This is a genomic window from Pseudomonas sp. NFX98, assembly GCF_047784845.1.
GTDB lineage: Bacteria > Pseudomonadota > Gammaproteobacteria > Pseudomonadales > Pseudomonadaceae > Aquipseudomonas.
The window spans coordinates 1-18,082 of sequence record NZ_JBLNNF010000006.1; the positions used below are offsets into that span (position 1 = coordinate 1).

At 58.1% G+C, this 18,082-nt stretch carries 19 protein-coding genes; 9 read left to right on the forward strand and 10 right to left on the reverse strand.

Features of this window, described 5'->3' with window-relative positions:
• Positions 1–507 precede the first annotated feature (507 nt).
• Positions 508–1,707 (reverse strand): tyrosine--tRNA ligase, encoded by a 1,200-nt coding sequence (tyrS, locus tag ACM110_RS09195; protein WP_416127735.1) that lies wholly within the window; start codon positions 1,705–1,707, stop codon positions 508–510.
• A gap of 213 nt (positions 1,708–1,920) precedes the next feature.
• Between tyrS and ACM110_RS09200 the strand changes: the two genes are divergently transcribed.
• Both ACM110_RS09200 and ACM110_RS09205 read left to right on the forward strand, forming a co-directional pair.
• A complete protein-coding gene (locus ACM110_RS09200) occupies positions 1,921–3,339 on the forward strand; it encodes an OapA family protein (RefSeq protein ID WP_416127523.1) in 1,419 nt (472 codons plus the stop codon).
• 3 nt (positions 3,340–3,342) lie between these two features.
• Positions 3,343–4,434: an anhydro-N-acetylmuramic acid kinase gene (locus ACM110_RS09205; RefSeq protein ID WP_416127524.1), complete on the forward strand. Its 1,092-nt coding sequence runs from the start codon at positions 3,343–3,345 to the stop codon at positions 4,432–4,434.
• Between the two features lie 68 nt (positions 4,435–4,502).
• Here the strand turns inward: ACM110_RS09205 and erpA are convergent, their stop codons facing one another.
• Both erpA and argC read right to left on the reverse strand, forming a co-directional pair.
• The gene (gene erpA / locus ACM110_RS09210) at positions 4,503–4,853 is read right to left on the reverse strand and encodes an iron-sulfur cluster insertion protein ErpA (protein WP_007906865.1); all 351 of its coding nucleotides are present in this window, start codon (positions 4,851–4,853) and stop codon (positions 4,503–4,505) included.
• A 167-nt stretch (positions 4,854–5,020) separates the two neighbouring features.
• Positions 5,021–6,055: an N-acetyl-gamma-glutamyl-phosphate reductase gene (argC, locus tag ACM110_RS09215; protein ID WP_416127525.1), complete on the reverse strand. Its 1,035-nt coding sequence runs from the start codon at positions 6,053–6,055 to the stop codon at positions 5,021–5,023.
• 135 nt (positions 6,056–6,190) lie between these two features.
• Here argC and hemJ point away from each other — a divergent pair, with 135 nt between their 5' ends.
• From hemJ to coq7, 6 genes are all read left to right on the forward strand, one after another.
• Entirely contained in the window at positions 6,191–6,619 is a 429-nt protein-coding gene (gene hemJ / locus ACM110_RS09220) for a protoporphyrinogen oxidase HemJ (protein WP_416127526.1), read from the forward strand.
• Between the two features lie 33 nt (positions 6,620–6,652).
• Positions 6,653–7,621, forward strand: a complete 969-nt coding sequence (locus tag ACM110_RS09225; protein WP_416127527.1) for an NAD(P)H-dependent flavin oxidoreductase — start codon at positions 6,653–6,655, stop codon at positions 7,619–7,621.
• A 72-nt stretch (positions 7,622–7,693) separates the two neighbouring features.
• Positions 7,694–8,650 (forward strand): DUF805 domain-containing protein, encoded by a 957-nt coding sequence (locus ACM110_RS09230; protein ID WP_416127528.1) that lies wholly within the window; start codon positions 7,694–7,696, stop codon positions 8,648–8,650.
• A 61-nt stretch (positions 8,651–8,711) separates the two neighbouring features.
• Positions 8,712–9,500 (forward strand): SDR family NAD(P)-dependent oxidoreductase, encoded by a 789-nt coding sequence (locus tag ACM110_RS09235; protein ID WP_416127529.1) that lies wholly within the window; start codon positions 8,712–8,714, stop codon positions 9,498–9,500.
• A gap of 78 nt (positions 9,501–9,578) precedes the next feature.
• Positions 9,579–9,917 (forward strand): histidine triad nucleotide-binding protein, encoded by a 339-nt coding sequence (locus ACM110_RS09240; RefSeq protein WP_008027110.1) that lies wholly within the window; start codon positions 9,579–9,581, stop codon positions 9,915–9,917.
• Positions 9,918–10,064: 147 nt separating this feature from the next.
• A complete protein-coding gene (gene coq7, locus ACM110_RS09245; protein ID WP_416127530.1) occupies positions 10,065–10,712 on the forward strand; it encodes a 2-polyprenyl-3-methyl-6-methoxy-1,4-benzoquinone monooxygenase in 648 nt (215 codons plus the stop codon).
• A 142-nt stretch (positions 10,713–10,854) separates the two neighbouring features.
• Here coq7 and speD read toward each other — a convergent pair whose 3' ends face one another.
• A complete protein-coding gene (speD, locus tag ACM110_RS09250) occupies positions 10,855–11,649 on the reverse strand; it encodes an adenosylmethionine decarboxylase (protein WP_416127531.1) in 795 nt (264 codons plus the stop codon).
• 238 nt (positions 11,650–11,887) lie between these two features.
• Complete coding sequence (locus tag ACM110_RS09255; protein WP_008061600.1) at positions 11,888–12,310, reverse strand: OsmC family protein; 423 nt, start codon at positions 12,308–12,310, stop codon at positions 11,888–11,890.
• 231 nt (positions 12,311–12,541) lie between these two features.
• Between ACM110_RS09255 and crp the strand changes: the two genes are divergently transcribed.
• Positions 12,542–13,186: a cAMP-activated global transcriptional regulator CRP gene (crp, locus tag ACM110_RS09260; RefSeq protein ID WP_416127532.1), complete on the forward strand. Its 645-nt coding sequence runs from the start codon at positions 12,542–12,544 to the stop codon at positions 13,184–13,186.
• A 9-nt stretch (positions 13,187–13,195) separates the two neighbouring features.
• On the opposite strand, the gene ACM110_RS09265 is transcribed toward crp, so the two are convergent.
• From ACM110_RS09265 to trpE, 5 genes are all read right to left on the reverse strand, one after another.
• Entirely contained in the window at positions 13,196–13,897 is a 702-nt protein-coding gene (locus ACM110_RS09265; RefSeq protein ID WP_416127533.1) for a biotin/lipoate A/B protein ligase family protein, read from the reverse strand.
• A 99-nt stretch (positions 13,898–13,996) separates the two neighbouring features.
• On the reverse strand, positions 13,997–14,833 hold the full coding sequence (gene trpC / locus ACM110_RS09270) for an indole-3-glycerol phosphate synthase TrpC (RefSeq protein ID WP_416127534.1): 837 nt from the start codon (positions 14,831–14,833) through the stop codon (positions 13,997–13,999).
• Entirely contained in the window at positions 14,830–15,879 is a 1,050-nt protein-coding gene (gene trpD / locus ACM110_RS09275; protein ID WP_416127535.1) for an anthranilate phosphoribosyltransferase, read from the reverse strand. The genes trpC and trpD overlap by 4 nt, the downstream gene beginning before the upstream one ends.
• A gap of 9 nt (positions 15,880–15,888) precedes the next feature.
• Positions 15,889–16,482 (reverse strand): aminodeoxychorismate/anthranilate synthase component II, encoded by a 594-nt coding sequence (locus ACM110_RS09280; RefSeq protein WP_096514722.1) that lies wholly within the window; start codon positions 16,480–16,482, stop codon positions 15,889–15,891.
• A gap of 114 nt (positions 16,483–16,596) precedes the next feature.
• Positions 16,597–18,078 (reverse strand): anthranilate synthase component I, encoded by a 1,482-nt coding sequence (gene trpE / locus ACM110_RS09285; protein WP_338583460.1) that lies wholly within the window; start codon positions 18,076–18,078, stop codon positions 16,597–16,599.
• Positions 18,079–18,082 lie beyond the last annotated feature (4 nt).

Below are 18,082 nucleotides of genomic sequence, written 5' to 3' on the forward strand. Positions count from 1 at the left end.
ACTCTTCAGTTCAAACATCTTTGGGTTTTGAGAAAACCCTAAACTTGGCTCAGCAATCGTTGGTTACATCTTTGATTTCTCGCGGAGTAACTTGTGATGCTGATAATCTGTTGACTAGCAGTCTGACTCCACAAGCACCCACACGAATTGCTTGATTCAGTTGTTAAAGAGCGGTTGGTTAAGATCTTTCGTCTCAACCGAGGCGCGCATTCTACAGCAGCCTCATTTGCTGTCAAGTGATTATTTTCAGAAGCTTTCAAGGAATTCCTCAACAACTTCAACCACTTGCGCTTCAGATCTCTCATCAGCGGGAGGCGAATTCTACAGCGTTACACGCTGCTGTCAACACCTCTTTTTCAACTTCCTTTTGGCTTCGATGACCTGAAGCAACCTGCTGCCGAAAACTGCGTAACTCGTTGTTTACCAAGGAGTTTTCCGTTTCGACTGCGCCGGAAGTGGGGCGAATTATAGGCTTCTAAAATTCGCCGTCAACCCTTAATTTCAGGTTTATTCGGATTTGAGCGTAATACGCGCAAATGCCTTCTTGCCGGCCTGGCAAACATGGGTCGCGCCCAGTGCATATATAAAGGTGCGGTCGACAACCTCACCATCTATACGTACACCTCCGGAACCGAGGAGATCCCGCGCAACAGCAGAGTTCTTCACCAGGCCTGCCTTATTAAGGACAGCAGCAATCGGCATGCCCTCGGCAGCAGTCAACTCGATCTCCGGCAGATCATCCGGTAGCTCGCCATCCTTCATACGGTTACCCGCCGCACGATGAGCATTGGCCGCAGCCTCTTCACCATGAAAACGCGCAACAATCTCTTCGGCCAGCTTGATCTTGATGTCACGCGGATTAGCGCCCGCCTCTACATCAGCACGGAAAGCATTGATCTCATCCATGGAGCGGAAGCTGAGCAATTCGAAGTAGCGCCACATCAGCGCATCCGGAATGGAAACCAGCTTGCCGTACATCACGCCCGGCGCTTCCTGGATACCCACGTAGTTGCCCAAGGACTTGGACATCTTCTTCACGCCATCCAGACCTTCCAGCAATGGCATTGTCAGAATGCACTGTGCCTCCTGGCCATAACCACGCTGCAGCTCACGCCCCATCAGCAAGTTGAACTTCTGATCGGTGCCGCCCAGCTCGACATCAGCACGCAAGGCAACAGAGTCGTAACCCTGGACCAGCGGATAGAGGAACTCGTGAATGGCGATCGGCTGATTGGTCGTGTAACGCTTGTCGAAGTCATCGCGCTCAAGCATGCGCGCCACGGTGTACTGCGATGTCAGGCGAATGAAGTCGGCCGGCCCCATCTGATCCATCCAGGTGGAGTTGAAGGCTACTTCGGTTTTCGCCGGATCAAGAATCTTGAAGACCTGAGTCTTGTAGGTCTCGGCGTTTTCCAGAACCTGCTCGCGGGTCAGCGGAGGGCGAGTTGCACTCTTGCCGCTCGGATCGCCAATCATCCCGGTGAAGTCACCAATCAGGAAGATCACCTGGTGACCCAACTCCTGGAACTGGCGCAGCTTATTAATAAGCACGGTATGACCCAGGTGCAAATCCGGCGCGGTCGGATCGAAGCCTGCCTTAATACGCAGCGGCTGGCCGCGCTTGAGCTTTTCAACAAGCTCAGACTCGACCAACAGTTCTTCTGCACCACGTTTGATCAGCGCTAGCTGCTCTTCAACCGACTTCATAACAGACCCGCAAGGCTCAGATTCAAAGGGGACCAACCATACAAGATCGCACGTCAAATACAAGGTTTGCCCGGCGCACGGACGCCAAACCACGGACATAACATCCGTAGACTTGCTTCAGAGATGATTTGGTTATATTTTATACAGTTATTTCATCTTCATCATGTCATTCATCTTTTCCAATTCATCTTTTTCAAAGTCAAAACACTACTTATGACCAAAGAATCGTCTAAAGCGCCACCGCTTTACCCGAAGACCCACCTGCTCGCAGCAAGCGGTATCGCCGCCCTCCTGAGCCTGGCGCTTCTGGTATTCCCTTCCAGTGATGTTGAAGCCAAAAAGACAACCTTGAGTCTTGAACTGGAAAGCCCTGCTGAACAACTGACACAAGAACAAGACGCTGCTGAGGCCATCCAAGCCACAAATGAGCCAGCAGCTTCTCCTTTCGCGCAGATCGATAACAGCGCTGAAGACACCCAGGAAACCGCTCAAACCGAACCAGCACCGGTTGCCGAAGAAAAGAAGGCGCCAAACCACAGGGAAGTGACAGTCGCCAAGGGCGATACTCTCTCCACACTGTTCGAGAAGGTGGGTCTGCCGGCAACGGCGGTGCATGAAGTGCTGGCCAGCGATAAGCAAGCCAAGCAGTTCAGCCAGCTCAAGCACGGGCAGAAACTTGAATTCGAATTGAGCCCCGAAGGCCAGTTGACCAGCCTGCACAGCAAGGTCAGCGACCTCGAAACCATCACCCTGAGCAAGAACGAAAAGGGTTATACGTTCAATCGCATTACCGCCAAGCCAACCGTGCGCTCCGCCTATGTCCACGGCGTGATCAACAGTTCGCTGTCGCAGTCCGCCGCACGTGCGGGCCTGTCCCACAGCCTGACCATGGACATGGCCAGCGTGTTTGGTTATGACGTCGATTTCGCCCAGGACATTCGCCAGGGAGATGAATTCGATGTGATCTACGAGCAGAAAGTGGTCAACGGCAAAGCCGTCGGCAATGGCCCGATCCTGTCTGCGCGATTCACCAACCGCGGCAAGACCTACACCGCCGTGCGTTACACCAACAAACAAGGCAATAGCAGCTACTACACCGCTGACGGCAACAGCATGCGCAAGGCGTTCATCCGTACCCCGGTAGACTTCGCCCGCATCAGCTCGAAATTTTCCATGGGTCGCAAGCACCCGATCCTGAACAAGATCCGCGCCCACAAAGGCGTCGACTACGCAGCCCCACGCGGTACGCCAATCAAGGCCGCTGGCGATGGCAAAGTATTGCTGGCCGGGCGTCGCGGTGGTTACGGCAACACCGTGATCATCCAGCACGGCAACACTTACCGCACGCTGTACGGCCACATGCAGGGCTTTGCCAAGGGCGTTCAGACCGGCAGCAACGTCAAACAGGGTCAGGTCATCGGCTACATCGGCACCACTGGCCTGTCGACCGGCCCGCACTTGCACTATGAGTTCCAGGTCAACGGCGTGCACGTTGATCCGTTGGGGCAGAAAGTGGCAATGGCCGATCCGATCTCCAAAGCCGAACGTGCGCGCTTCCTCGCACAAAGCCAGCCGCTGATGGCGCGCATGGACCAAGAGAAATCCACGCAACTGGCTTCGAGTAAACGTTAAGCCATGGCGCTCTATATAGGTGTGATGTCCGGGACCAGCCTTGATGGCCTGGACATTGCGCTGATCGAGCAGTCACCGGCGATCAGGCTGATCGCCACGCATTACATCCCTATGCCTGAATCCCTGCGCGCTGAGCTGCTTGGCTTGTGCGCAAGTGGTCCGGACGAGATCGCCCGCTCCGCCATCGCCCAGCAGAACTGGGTGAAACTCGCAGCTCAGGGCATTAACGCCCTCCTTGCCCAACAGCAACTCAAACCTGAAGACATTCGCGCGATTGGCAGCCACGGGCAGACCATCCGCCATGAGCCCGCGCGCGGCTTCACGGTGCAGATCGGTAACCCGGCCCTGCTGACCGAGCTCACTGGCATCACCGTGGTCAGCGACTTCCGCAGCCGCGACGTCGCTGCCGGTGGCCAAGGCGCGCCGCTGGTTCCAGCCTTCCACGAAGCCCTGTTTGAAGAACGCGCTGGCAACCGCGCCGTACTGAACATCGGCGGCTTCAGCAATCTCAGCCTGATCGAACCTGGCAAGCCAGTCGCCGGCTTCGATTGCGGCCCGGGGAATGTATTGCTGGATGCCTGGATTCACCAGCAACGCGGTGACAACTACGACGGTGACGGCCAATGGGCCGCCAGTGGCAAGGTCGAACCGACTCTATTGAAGGCGCTGCTCAGCGATCCATTCTTCGTGACCCAAGGTCCGAAGAGCACCGGCCGGGAAGTGTTCAACTTGCCATGGTTGATGCAGCACCTCGCACAATTGCCTGCCTTCCCCGCCGAGAATGTACAGGCAACGCTGCTTGAGCTGACAGCACTGACCATCGTTGAATCACTGCAAAGTGCCCAGACAGACACTCAAGAGGTGCTGGTCTGCGGTGGTGGCGCGCACAACTCGACGCTGATGAATCGCCTGGCCAGCCTGTTACCGAAGGCGAAAGTCAGCAGTACTTCCGCATACGGAGTAGACCCGGACTGGGTCGAAGCCATGGCCTTTGCCTGGCTGGCCCACTGCTGTCTCGAAGGCATCGCCGCCAATCGCCCAAGTGTCACCGGCGCTCGCGGCTTGCGCGTATTGGGCGCCATCTACCCGGCATAAAACCCCGGACAGCAAAACGCCGCAATGCCGTGAGGCCATGCGGCGTTTTGATGAAACTGGCGTTCTGATCAGATCGAGAACGAAGAGCCACAGCCACACGTGGTGGTCGCATTCGGGTTCTTGATGACGAAACGCGAACCTTCAAGACCTTCCTGGTAATCCACCTCGGCACCTGCCAGGTATTGGAAGCTCATCGGATCGACCACCAGACTGACACCCTCGCGCTCGACGATGGTGTCGTCATCGGCCACTTCCTCATCGAAAGTGAAGCCGTACTGAAAACCTGAACAACCGCCGCCCGTAACGAATACGCGCAGCTTCAAGCGATCATTCCCCTCTTCATCGACCAGGCTCTTCACCTTGTGCGCGGCACCGTGGGTGAATTGCAAAGCCGTGGGGGTGAAGGATTCGACGCTCATGCTGACTATCTCCCGGCGTTACGCCGTCATATTGCGTGATGACGCGCATTATCCGCTTCTCCTAGAAAAGCGGTCAACTATTGTTATGGTATATCAACCAATCCAATCGCCAGCCCAAAATGCAAAAAGGCCCGTTCAACGGGCCTTTTTACTGTGCGCAATCAACGTTACGGCAACATGCCCGCGTGGGACAGACCCAGACGTTCATCCAGACCGAACAGGATGTTCATGTTCTGTACCGCCTGACCGGACGCGCCTTTGACCAGGTTGTCGATCACCGACAACACGACCACCAGATCACCATCCTGCGGACGATGCACCGCGATACGGCAAACGTTGGCACCGCGCACGCTGCGGGTTTCCGGATGGCTGCCAGCAGGCATGACGTCGACGAACGGTTCGTTGGCATAACGCTTTTCGAACAGCGCCTGCAAATCCACGGAGCGGTCCACGACAGTTGCGTAGAGCGTCGAGTGAATCCCGCGGATCATCGGCGTCAGGTGCGGAACGAAGGTCAAGCCAACGTCCTCGCCTGCTGCACGACGCAGCCCCTGGCGGATTTCCGGCAAATGACGGTGCCCTTTGACGGCATAGGCCTTCATGCTTTCCGACGTTTCGGAGTACAGCGAGCCTACGGAAGCGCCACGGCCAGCACCGCTGACGCCGGATTTGCAGTCGGCGATCAGGTGCGCAGCATCGGCCAGACCCGCTTCGAGCAATGGCAGGAAACCCAATTGCGTAGCGGTCGGATAGCAACCCGGCACAGCAATCAGGCGCGCTTTCTTGATTTGTTCACGATTGACTTCCGGCAGGCCGTAGACCGCTTCGTCCAGCAACTCCGGCGCACCGTGCGGCTGGCCGTACCACTTGGCCCACTCATCCGCATCCTGCAGACGGAAGTCGGCCGACAGGTCGATGACCTTGGTTCCGGCTGCCAGCAACTCACCTGCCAAGGCATGCGCAACACCGTGCGGCGTAGCGAAGAACACCACGTCGCAAGCGCCCAGGGTCTTGATGTCCGGAACGCTGAACGCCAGGCCGTCGTAGTGGCCTCGCAGGTTCGGGTACATGTCGGCGACGGCCAGGCCGGCCTCGGATCGGGAAGTGATGACAACCACTTCAGCTTGCGGATGTTGCGCCAACAGGCGCAGCAGTTCGACACCGGTGTAACCCGTGCCGCCGACGATACCGACCTTGACCATAAACCTGCCCTCAACGAACCCACTGGAAAGCCGTCGATAATAGGGCCCGTATCGTCCTGCGACAACCGGCAAGGTGACGTGCGGACGCTCAAGCCTCTACTATCCCGGCTACCGTGAACCTGGGAATAACTAAAAATGCTTTATCTATGGCTCAAAGCTTTTCACATCATCAGCGTTGTGTGCTGGTTTGCCGGACTGTTCTACCTGCCGCGCCTGTTCGTTTATCACGCACAAAGTGAAGACTCGATCAGCAAGGAACGCTTCAGCGTCATGGAGCGCAAGCTGTACCGGGGCATCATGGGCCCGGCGATGATTGCCACGCTGATCTTCGGCGGTTGGCTCATCTACCTCAATCCCGGCATCTTCAGCCAGGGTGGCTGGATACACGCCAAACTGACCCTGGTCGTGTTGCTGATCGGCTACCACCACATGTGCGGCGCACAGGTGAAACGTTTTGCCCGTGGCGAGAACACCCGCAGCCATGTCTTTTTTCGCTGGTTCAATGAAGTGCCGGTTCTGATATTGCTGGCAATTGTAATTCTGGTTGTCGTTCGACCGTTCTAACTCCAGGAAACATAACTCATCGGGGTACTTCCAATGTCGCTGCCCGCTCTGCTCGACCAACGTTTGCGTCTGCCCGTGGTGGCGGCGCCGATGTTCCTGATTTCCAATCCGCAACTGGTGCTCGCCTGCTGCCGCAATGGCGTGGTGGGCAGTTTTCCGGCCCTGAACCAACGCGAGAGCAGCGGGTTCAGGGCCTGGCTGGAAGAGATCGAAGCCGGATTGGCGACGCTGGAAAACCCCGCGCCGTACGCGGTAAACCTGATCGTTCACAACAGCAACCCACGGCTGCAAGCTGACCTGGAGATTTGCATCGAGCACAAAGTGCCGATCGTGATCACCAGCCTCGGAGCGGTGAAGGAACTGGTCGATGCGGTCCACAGTTATGGCGGCCTGGTTTTCCATGACGTGACGACTCGCCGCCATGCCGAGAAGGCCGCCGAGGCTGGCGTGGATGGTTTGATTGCTGTCGCTGCGGGCGCTGGCGGGCATGCCGGGACCTGGAGTCCATTCTCGCTGATTGCTGAAATCCGCCAGTTCTTCGACAAGACCCTGCTGCTTGCCGGCTGTCTGAACCACGGCCATGAAATTCTCGCCGCGCAATTGCTCGGTGCGGATTTGGCCTACTTCGGCACGCGATTTATCGGCACTACTGAAAGTCATGCGCCTGAAGCCTATAAAGAGATGCTGCTGACTGCCAGAGCCGCAGACATCGTCCATACTCCAGCGGTGTCAGGTGTGCCGGCGAGCTTCATGCGCCAGAGCCTGGAGGCTGCCGGTTTCGACATGGCCGCGCTGCAAAACAAGGGTGAGGTCAATTTCGGCTCCAAGCTCAAGCCAATCAGCGATGAAGCAAAGGCTTGGAAAACCGTGTGGTCTGCGGGTCAGGGTGTTGGTGAAATCGACGATTTGCCGAGCGTCGATCAACTGGTCGCGCGCCTCGACGCCGAATACCGCAAGGCACTCGAGCAGGCCGAACAACTGCATAAGCGCTGGCCACGTTGAAAATCCGGGCCAGCCACACCAGGCTGGCCTTACACTCCGAATTCATACACTCGCGACAAGGATGCCTCGGCAATGAGCGAAAACCGTTTCAAGATCGTATTCGACGGCACGCTACTGCCGGGTGTTGAGCTCTCCACCGCCAAGCTCAATCTCGCCGCGCTGTACAAGAGCGAAGTCGCCGCCGTCGAACGTCTGTTCAGCGGTCAACCGGTCACACTCAAACGTGAACTGTCGCAGGCCGATGCACAGACATATCTGCAAGCCCTGAAGAACACTGGCATCGACGCCCGTATCGAATCCGAAACCTCGGTTGAGCTGAATCTGGCCGACGTTCAGCATCACGCCCCTGCGGCCGCCCCGTCAGAACCCGAATCCCCTTACGCGCCGCCGCAAGCCCGTGTCGGCGAAAGCTTGCCCGAATTCGCCACGCTCAAGCCCTTCGGTGTTGAAGGCCGCATCGGACGCCTGCGTTTTCTCGCGTGGTCGATGGTGTTGAGCCTGATTACGATTGCAGTCGTCGCCGTATTTGCCCTCGTCGGCCTGGCCCTGGTCAGCAGCGATTCGACTGCCGGCCTGATCGTCGGCGGCATCCTCGCCTTCTTCCTATGCCTCGGGTTTCTGATCGTCAGCATCATGATCAGCGTTCAGCGCTTGCATGACATCGGCTGGTCAGGCTGGTTGTGGCTGCTGAACCTGGTGCCGTTCGTAGGCAGCTTCTTTCCGCTGGTGATGCTGGCGATGCCGGGCACCAACGTCGCCAACCGCTACGGCGCGCCACCGCCGCCCAATAGCACGGCGGTCAAGGTGTTGTCGTCGTTGTGGGTGGTGTTGATCGCGCTGATGATCGTCGGCGCACTGGCGGGCGGGATCTCGGCCATTCAGGACGAATACGAAAACACTCTCGAAAGCAGCTACCAGAGCGGTTCGGTGACCACCGAAGAAATCGACGTCGAGACCGAATCACCGGCAAATTCCGCCGACGATGCAGCCGAAGAAGCCCAGCCCCCTGTAGACTCTGCGCAAGAATGAACAGCGCTCCCCGCCCGCGACACCTGCGTCGCGGTGTGGAGCTGTTGCGATGGAGAACTGCATGACCCGTTACGCTCTGATCACCGGCGCTTCCAGCGGCATTGGCCTGGCCATGGCCGAAGCGCTGGCCCGCCGTGGCCGCAGCCTGATACTGGTGGCCCGACAGCGTGATCAGCTGGAAAGTATTGCGATTGAACTGACTCAACGGTTTGGCGTGGAAGTGTTGTTCCGTGCCTGCGACCTGGGCGAGCCGTTGCGGCTGTCCGGATTCCTGCTGGAGCTGGAAGAAGGTGACCGGCAGATCGATCTGCTGGTGAACTGCGCCGGCATTGGCACCTGTGGCCCGTTCCTGGCTCAGGACTGGATGACCGAACAAGACCTGATCGAAGTGAACATTCTGGCCCTTACTCGCCTGTGCCATGCAATCGGTAACAGCATGGCGCTGCAAGGTGGCGGGCAGATTCTTAACGTTGCCTCGGTCGCGGCTTTCCACCCTGGCCCATGGATGAGCACGTATTACGCGAGCAAGGCGTATGTGCTGCACTTTTCCGAAGGCCTGCGTGTCGAGTTGAAAAAGTGTGCGGTCAAGGTCTCAGTGCTTTGTCCCGGTCCGACCCGCACCGCATTTTTCCGCACCGCGCAGTTGAACAACGACAAACTGGCAAACAGCAATTTGCTGATGAGCCCGGAAGAAGTTGCGCTCTACACCGTGCGCGCGCTGGAGAAAAATCGCGCAATCATTATTCCGGGACGGCGCAACCGCTGGTTCGCCGCCCTGCCCCGGTTCGGCTCGCGCTGGCTGATCCGGACAATCACTGGCATGGTCATCAAGGCGCACTGCCCGCGCTGAACGTTTACAGGTAAAGGCTGGGCTCGGGAACAACCCATGAGTACACTCAGGCCAGCCCAAACAACGGAGAAAACAGCTGTGGATACTCTGTTCACCAAGATCATCAACCGGGAAATCCCGGCCAAGATCATCTACGAGGACGACCAGGTACTGGCCTTCCACGACATCGCCCCACAGGCACCGGTGCATTTCCTGGTAATTCCAAAGAAACCGGTGCGCACCCTCAACGACCTCACTGAGGACGACAAGGCATTGGCCGGGCACATTCTGTTCACTGCCCAGCGCCTGGCCCTGGAGCTGGGTTGCGAAAAAGGCTTCCGCGTTGTCATGAACTGCAATGAAGAAGGTGGGCAGACGGTCTATCACATTCATATGCACGTGCTGGGTCAGCGTCAGATGCACTGGCCACCGGGCTGATTGCAGCAAGCCCGATGGGAACGGCGCAGCGTCGTTCCCATTGGGGTATCACAGCATTGTCATGACAACTGCATCACAATGACCCAGCGCAAACCTTCCCCGGCCGATTGCGTTAAACTGGCCGCCGAGATTCCTCCGGAGGTCAGCATGACTACCCAACGTCACTACTCGCCGATTGACCGTCTTCTGCTGCAAGCCGATGCCGCGATGCGTACCTTGCTGCCCTCCAGTGGCCAACCGTACCGTCCGTCGCCCGCCATCGTGCAGCCGGATGTGAAGATGAGCGACGAAGACACCCGCCACGTCGCCGGTCTGATGCGCATCAACCATACCGGTGAAGTCTGCGCCCAGGCGCTGTATCAAGGTCAGGCCCTGACCGCCAAGCTGCCGCAAGTGCGCGCCGCCATGGAACATGCCGCCGAAGAAGAAATCGACCATCTGGTCTGGTGCGAGCAACGCATCCATCAGTTGGGCAGCCACACCAGCATTCTCAACCCGCTGTTCTACGGCATGTCATTCGGGATTGGCGCCGTTGCGGGACTGATCAGCGATAAGGTCAGCCTGGGTTTTGTCGCGGCGACGGAAGATCAGGTCTGCAAGCACCTGAATGAACACCTGGAGCAACTGCCGGCCGAGGATGAAAAGTCCCGGGCGATTCTTGAGCAGATGCGCATCGATGAAGAGCAGCATGCCGAAAGCGCGTTGGACGCCGGTGGTTTCCGTTTTCCGGCGCCGGTGAAGTTCGGAATGAGCTTGATGGCCAAGGTGATGACCAAGAGTACTTATCGGATCTGAGCACTGCGGATTTTTGTAGGAGCATGGCTTGCCCGCGATGACGGTCTCAAGGACGCTATCGCGGGCAAGCCATGCTCCTACAAAGATTTGCGGCGGACATGAAAAAGGCGACCGAGGTCGCCTTTTTTTGTGCTCGAGATTCTTAGTTCGGCATGTTGCGTGCGTAGAAGATTTCAAGCATTTCGTGCTTCACACGATCGGTCACCTGGGCACGCTGCTCAGACGACAGACTGCTGGTGGCGTCGCCGAACAGGTAGTTATCCAGTTCGAAGTTCTTCAGCAGCATTTTGGTGTGGAACAGGTTTTCCTGGTACACGTTCACGTCGGTCATCTGGTACGCGTCGCGGGTGTCTTCGGAGAGGTAGTTCTGGATCGAGTTGATCTCGTGGTCGATGAAGTGTTTCTTGCCTTCAACGTCACGGGTGAAGCCGCGCACACGGTAATCCACGGTCACGATGTCCGAATCGAACTGGTGAATCAGGAAGTTGAGCGCTTTAAGCGGTGAAATGACCCCGCACGTCGACACATCGATATCCACACGGAAGGTCGCAATACCGTCGTCCGGATGGATTTCCGGGTAGGTGTGCACCGTGATGTGGCTCTTGTCGAGGTGGGCCAGGATGATTTCGGGCAATGGGCCCGGGGATTCTTCGATCTGGCTTTCAGTCGGGGTCACCGGCTCTTCCGAGATCAGAATCGTGACGCTGGCGCCCTGTGGCTCATAGTCCTGACTGGCAATGTTCAGGATGTTGGCACCAATGATATCGACAACTTCTGTGAGGATCTGCGTCAGGCGCTTGGCGTTGTACTCTTTATTGATGTACTCGACGTAAGCCTGTTGGTCTTGCGGGGTTTCCGCGTAGCAGATGTCATAGATGTTGAAGCTCAAGGTCTTTGTCAGGTTATTGAACCCGTGGAGCTTGAGTTTGCTTTTCACCGTTAAAAACTCTCTATGTATTGCGGCCCGGCCGCGTGATCAAGCATGCCCGTCAGATGCGAACGACGCACCTGCGTAGGACGGTTAACACCTCTTCGCGATGGCGATTTTGGTTGTCTGTTCGGGTGTGCGGCCTGTCGGCTGACGGGCCACCACCCTGAAAAAAGTGGCGCATTATGCAGACGTCAGCTGGGGATCGCCAGAGTCTGCACTGCTTTTATGATAGTTGAATGTCGATTCAACCGAGTTCGATGATTTCGTAGTCGTGGGTAATCTCGACACCGGCCGCGCCCAGCATGATCGAGGCCGAGCAATACTTCTCGGCGGACAGCTCGATAGCGCGCTTGACCTGGGCTTCTTTCAAGCCACGGCCCTTGACCACGAAGTGCATGTGGATCTTGGTGAACACCTTTGGATCTTCGGTCGCGCGCTCGGCTTCGAGGAAGGCTTCGCAGCTCTCGACCGCCTGACGGGACTTCTTGAGGATGCTGACCACGTCGAAATTGCTGCAACCGCCAACACCCAGCAGGAGCATTTCCATCGGACGGACACCCAGGTTACGACCGCCGGCATCGGGCGGACCGTCCATGACCACGACATGACCGCTGCCGGATTCGCCGAGGAACATGGCTTCGCCAGCCCATTGGATGCGTGCCTTCATCGCCAAGACTCCACTGTATAAAAAAGGGTCGCCAGCTTAGCACAGGCCCCTTGATTGACAGCGTTTGCCTTCCTAGGACATAACCATCCGCCTTGTAGGTAATTTCTCGAATATTGCAGGAAGTGTCTGGTAAGCTGACGCCAATTCGCTGGCGCATAGCCAGCGTTGCCGCATCTTCCGAAACTCATAAAAAAATCCAAACACACCGTGCAGTCTTTTCGGGATACAACCATGGTTGCTATTACCCCCACACCCAAGATCAAGAACCTCGACAAGTTGCTGATGCATTGCCAGCGCCGTCGCTATCAGGCCAAGAGCAATATCATTTGTGCCGGCGACCGCTCGGAAACGTTGTTCTTCATCATCAAGGGTTCGGTCACGATCCTGATCGAAGATGATGACGGTCGGGAAATGATCATCGCCTACTTGAATGCCGGGGACTTCTTTGGCGAGTTGGGGCTTTTCGAGCAGGCAGGTCTGGAACAGGAACGCAGCGCCTGGGTGCGGGCCAAGATCGAATGCGAAGTCGCAGAGATCAGCTACGCGAAATTCCGTGAATTGTCGCAGCAAGATCCAGACATTCTTTACGTGCTCAGCGGACAAATCGCACAGCGCTTGCGCAACACCACCCGCAAGGTCGGTGACCTGGCATTCTTTGACGTGACCGGTCGCGTCGCGCGCTGCCTGCTGGAACTGTGCAAGCAACCTGACGCAATGACCCACCCCGATGGCATGCAGATCAAGGTGACCCGTCAGGAAATCGGACGGATTGTCGGGTGTTCGCGGGAGATGGTCGGTCGCGTGCTCAAGGATCTGGAGGAACGCAACCTGGTGAACGTCAAAGGCAAGACCATGGTGGTTTTCGGTACGCGATAAGCTCGAAACCTAGCCGCTGAACATTTGCGCCAGCATCAACCGGTAGAGTTCATCCAGACGCGCCAACGCATGTGGCGCTGTGAACTTCTCATGCAGGGCGATGTGGCTTTCAGCACGCACTCGCTGCTCCAGCCCGCAAGCCTCGTTGAAGCGATTGACCGCCGCGACCATCGACTCACGCTCGTCATCGATCAACATTGCACCGTGCACCAGCCCAACCGGGCGCGAGCCGCCCTGGCTCTGGCGCCAGCGCTGGGCAGTGCCGACCATCTTGCGCCCGTCGAGATTGACGTTGAAGCGGCCATCGCAGAATGCGCCATCGATTTCGCCCAGCGACGAAGTACCACCCAACTCGTCCAGCAACTGGCAGATCGGATCACATAGACGCCGATAACCGGATTCGATGCGATTCAGGTCGCCTTCGCTGCGCGGCGGTGCGTACACCAGTGCGATGTTGATGGTTGTGGCTGATTGGGGCACCGGTTCGCCGCCGGTATCGCGCAACAATACGGGCCAACCCGCCGCAGCCGAGACTTCACAGGCGGATTCAAAGCCTGGCAGGCGATTCAAGCGACGCGGCATCACTAATGCCTGGTCATTCGGTTGCCAGAACAACAGGCCGAACTCGGCGTCGCCGGCACAGACCGAGGCCAGCAGATCCTGTTCGGCTTGCAGGCCGGCTTCGATGGTCATAGAGATTGGCAGCGACATAGACGACTCCGGCAGATATGAAGTCTTTAGGGAATTTGAGGGCCTCATCGCGGGCAAGCCCGCTCCCACAGGGAACCGGGTTGCCTGCAATGGTAGGGGTCAGTCGAGGGTCGAGCCGCTGACGGGAATACCGCGCTCAGGGAAGAACAGGCGCTGCAACTCGGTGCCCGGGCTTTCGGCGCGCATGAATGCTTCGCCGACCAGGAACGCGTAGACGTCGCTGATTTCCATCAGTTCGACATCGGCGCGATTGAGGATGCCGCTCTCGGTGATCACCAGTCGATCGCGCGGGATACGCGGCAACAGGTCGAGGGTGGTTTCCAGGCTGACATCGAAGGTGTGCAGGTTGCGGTTGTTCACTCCAACCAGCGGAGTGTCCAGGGTTTTCAAGGCCCGCTCCAACTCGTCGCCATCGTGGACTTCCACCAGCACATCGAGGTTGACGCTTTTGGCCACGGCCGCCAACTCGGCCATCTTCACGTCATCCAGTGCGGAGACGATCAACAGCACGCAGTCAGCACCGAGGGCCCGGGCTTCGACGATCTGATAGGGATCGATCATGAAGTCCTTGCGGATCACCGGTAGCTGGCACGCCGAGCGGGCCTGTTGCAGGTACGCATCGGCACCCTGGAAATAGTCGATGTCAGTGAGTACCGACAGGCAGGTCGCGCCGCCCTTCTCGTAGCTCTTGGCGATGTCGGCGGGAACGAAGTTCTCGCGGATCACGCCTTTGCTCGGCGAGGCTTTCTTGATTTCAGCGATGACTGCCGGCTGTTTCAGCTTGGCCTGAGCCAGCAACGCCTTGGCGAAACCACGGGGTGCATCGGCCGCCTTGGCCAGGTTTTCCAGCTCGGCGAGGCTTACGCGAGCGCTACGCTCGGCAACTTCTTCAACCTTGCGCGCCAGAATCTTTTCCAGAACCGTCGGTACACTCATCCCTCATTCTCCACTTTGAATACCGCGGTAAACGCACCCAGTTCCTCGAGCTTCTCCCGAGCGAGACCGGTGTGCAGCGCATCGTGCGCCAGGGCCACGCCCTCTTTCAAACTGCTGGCATGGTCAGCGGCGTACAGCGCCGCGCCGGCATTGAGCATGATCATCTCGGCGGCTTTCTGACCGTTCTCGGTCTTGCGCTTGCCCAGTGCATCGCGAATCAGTTCCAGAGAGGCTGCCGGGCTTTCCACCGCCAGGCCGTGCAGGCTCTGGCTCTTCATGCCCAGGTCTTCCGGCTCGACCCAATACTCGGTGATCTGATCGTTTTTCAGTTCCGCGACAAAAGTCGGGGCAGCCAGGCTGAACTCGTCCAGGCCATCTTTCGAATGCACCACCAGCACATGCTTGCTGCCCAGACGTTGCAACACTTCCGCCAGTGGACGGCACAGGGCCTGAGTGAATACGCCCACCACCTGATGTTTCACACCGGCCGGATTCGTAAGCGGGCCGAGCATGTTGAACAGCGTACGCAAGCCCAGATCCTTGCGCGGTCCGGCGGCGTGCTTCATGGCACTGTGGTGAGTCTGGGCAAACATGAAACCTATACCGACGTTATCGATGCAACGCGCCACTTGAACCGGGGTCAGGTTCAGGTAGATGCCGGCCGCTTCCAGCAAGTCGGCACTGCCACTCTTGCCCGAGACCGCACGGTTCCCATGTTTGGCCACGGTGCAACCGGCCGCCGCTACGACGAATGCGGAAGCAGTCGAAACGTTGAAAATATTGGCACCGTCACCGCCGGTGCCCACCACATCGACCACGCCGTCGAGGGTTTTGAGTTCGACCTTGTCCGCCAACTCGCGCATCACCGACACGGCGCCGACGATCTCGTCGATGCTTTCGCTCTTCATGCGCATGGCCATCATGAACGCGCCGATCTGCGCGTCCGAGCATTGCCCGGTCATGATTTCGCGCATCACATCGCGCATTTCATCGGTGCTGAGATCGAGGTGATCGACGATACGGCCCAGGGCTGTCTTGATATTCATGAGTAGTCCTTAGCGCGTGCCGCCGGTTTGTTTGAGGAAGTTGGCAAACAGTTCGTGGCCCTGCTCGGTCAGGATCGACTCAGGGTGAAACTGCACGCCTTCGATGTTCAGGGTCTTGTGACGCAGGCCCATGATCTCGTCGACCGAGCCGTCTTCGAGTTGGGTCCATGCGGTCAGCTCGAGGCAATCCGGCAAGGTTTCGCGTTTGACGATCAATGAATGATAGCGCGTGACCGTCAGCGGGTTGTTCAGGCCTTCGAAGACGCCTTTGTCTTCGTGGAACACCGGGCTGGTCTTGCCGTGCATGACCTGACGGGCTCGGACCACATCACCGCCAAAGGCCTGGCCGATGGACTGATGGCCCAGGCACACACCGAGAATCGGCAACTTGCCGGCGAAGTGTTTGATCACGTCAATCGAGACGCCGGCTTCGGTCGGGGTGCAAGGGCCGGGCGAGACGACGATGCGCTCTGGGTTGAGGGCTTCGATTTCGGCAACGGTAAGTTCATCGTTGCGCACGACTTTGACCTGGGAGCCCAGCTCACCGAGGTACTGCACAACGTTGTAGGTAAAAGAGTCGTAGTTATCGATCATCAGCAACATGGCGTTAAGAACCTCTTGAATTCACTGACTACTAATACGGCCTTCGAATGAATGGCCCGCCGCGTCCAGCGCTTGATCACTCAAGACGGCCGGCAGATGGGCAACGTTCATCGGTCAGCCTTGCGGAGTTTGTTCAGCCAGCGCCACGGCGCGGAACATCGCGCGGCGCTTGTTCAGGGTTTCTTCCCATTCCAGCGCCGGCACCGAGTCGGCGACGATGCCGCCACCGGCCTGCACGTGCAGTTCGCCGTTCTTGATCACCGCCGTGCGGATCGCAATGGCGGTGTCCATGTTGCCGTTCCAGGCGAAGTAGCCGACCGCACCGCCGTAGACGCCACGCTTGACCGGTTCCAGCTCGTCGATGATTTCCATCGCGCGAATCTTCGGTGCGCCGGACAAGGTGCCCGCCGGTAGAATCGCCCGCAGTGCATCCATCGCCGTCAGGCCAGCCTTCAATTGGCCGGTGACGTTGGACACGATGTGCATCACGTTGGAATAACGCTCGATGACCATCTTCTCGGTGAGTTTCACCGAACCGATTTCCGATACGCGACCGGTGTCGTTACGGCCAAGGTCGATCAGCATCAAATGCTCGGCGATTTCCTTGTCATCCGACAGCAGGTCTTTTTCCAGCGCCAGATCGGCTTCTTCGTTGGCCCCACGCGGGCGAGTGCCGGCAATCGGGCGCACGGTGATCAGGTTGTCTTCGACCCGCACCAGCACTTCCGGCGAACTGCCGACGACGTGGAAGTCGCCGAAGTTGAAGAAGTACATGTAGGGCGTCGGGTTGAAGCAGCGCAGTGCGCGGTACAAATCGATCGGTGCAGCCTTGAAGTCGATCGACATGCGTTGCGACGGCACGACCTGCATGCAGTCACCGGCCAGGATGTATTCCTTGATGGTGTCGACGGCTTTTTCGTAATCGTCCTGAGTGAAGCTGGAACGGAACACCGGATCGGCCGCTTGCTGCTGGCTGAAGTCCAGGCCACGGCGCGGGGTGATCGGCTGACGGAGTTTTTCCAGCAACTCTTCCAGGCGCGCGCGACCTTGTTCGAAGGCGTCTTCCTGCGCCGGATCGGCGAGGACGATCGCGTGCATCTTGCCGGCGAGGTTGTCGAATACGACGACCGCGTCGGAAACCATCAGCAGAATGTCCGGCACGCCCAGCGGATCCGGGTTCGGGCACTTGCCCAGACGCTTCTCCACATAACGCACGCAGTCGTAACCGAAGTAACCCACCAGACCACCATTGAAGCGCGGCAGGCCGGCGATGGTCGGTACGTTGTAGCGCGCCTTGAAGGCTTCGACGAAGGCCAACGGGTCTTCCACGTCATGGCTTTCGGTCTCGACGCCATCGACGGTCACGCTGACATGATGGTCATGAACCCGCATCACGGTGCGGCACGGCAGGCCGATGATCGAGTAACGGCCCCACTTCTCGCCGCCCTGTACGGACTCCAGCAAGTAGGAATTGGGCTCGTCAGCCAGTTTCAGGTAGATCGACAGTGGAGTGTCGAAGTCGGCCAGGGTTTCGCAGGCAAGCGGGATGCGGTTGTAGCCGGCAGCGGCCAAACGCAGGAATTCTTCGCGGATCATGATG

Bases quoted from the DNA above. Each gene is read 5' to 3' on its own strand.
- tyrS (WP_416127735.1), bottom strand. From the start codon at position 1,707: ATGAAGTCGGTTGAAGAGCAGCTAGCGCTGATCAAACGTGGTGCAGAA.
- ACM110_RS09200 (WP_416127523.1), top strand. From the start codon at position 1,921: ATGACCAAAGAATCGTCTAAAGCGCCACCGCTTTACCCGAAGACCCAC.
- ACM110_RS09205 (WP_416127524.1), top strand. From the start codon at position 3,343: ATGGCGCTCTATATAGGTGTGATGTCCGGGACCAGCCTTGATGGCCTG.
- erpA (WP_007906865.1), bottom strand. From the start codon at position 4,853: ATGAGCGTCGAATCCTTCACCCCCACGGCTTTGCAATTCACCCACGGT.
- argC (WP_416127525.1), bottom strand. From the start codon at position 6,055: ATGGTCAAGGTCGGTATCGTCGGCGGCACGGGTTACACCGGTGTCGAA.
- hemJ (WP_416127526.1), top strand. From the start codon at position 6,191: ATGCTTTATCTATGGCTCAAAGCTTTTCACATCATCAGCGTTGTGTGC.
- ACM110_RS09225 (WP_416127527.1), top strand. From the start codon at position 6,653: ATGTCGCTGCCCGCTCTGCTCGACCAACGTTTGCGTCTGCCCGTGGTG.
- ACM110_RS09230 (WP_416127528.1), top strand. From the start codon at position 7,694: ATGAGCGAAAACCGTTTCAAGATCGTATTCGACGGCACGCTACTGCCG.
- ACM110_RS09235 (WP_416127529.1), top strand. From the start codon at position 8,712: ATGACCCGTTACGCTCTGATCACCGGCGCTTCCAGCGGCATTGGCCTG.
- coq7 (WP_416127530.1), top strand. From the start codon at position 10,065: ATGACTACCCAACGTCACTACTCGCCGATTGACCGTCTTCTGCTGCAA.
- ACM110_RS09255 (WP_008061600.1), bottom strand. From the start codon at position 12,310: ATGAAGGCACGCATCCAATGGGCTGGCGAAGCCATGTTCCTCGGCGAA.
- crp (WP_416127532.1), top strand. From the start codon at position 12,542: ATGGTTGCTATTACCCCCACACCCAAGATCAAGAACCTCGACAAGTTG.
- ACM110_RS09265 (WP_416127533.1), bottom strand. From the start codon at position 13,897: ATGTCGCTGCCAATCTCTATGACCATCGAAGCCGGCCTGCAAGCCGAA.
- trpC (WP_416127534.1), bottom strand. From the start codon at position 14,833: ATGAGTGTACCGACGGTTCTGGAAAAGATTCTGGCGCGCAAGGTTGAA.
- trpD (WP_416127535.1), bottom strand. From the start codon at position 15,879: ATGAATATCAAGACAGCCCTGGGCCGTATCGTCGATCACCTCGATCTC.
- ACM110_RS09280 (WP_096514722.1), bottom strand. From the start codon at position 16,482: ATGTTGCTGATGATCGATAACTACGACTCTTTTACCTACAACGTTGTG.
- trpE (WP_338583460.1), bottom strand. From the start codon at position 18,078: ATGATCCGCGAAGAATTCCTGCGTTTGGCCGCTGCCGGCTACAACCGC.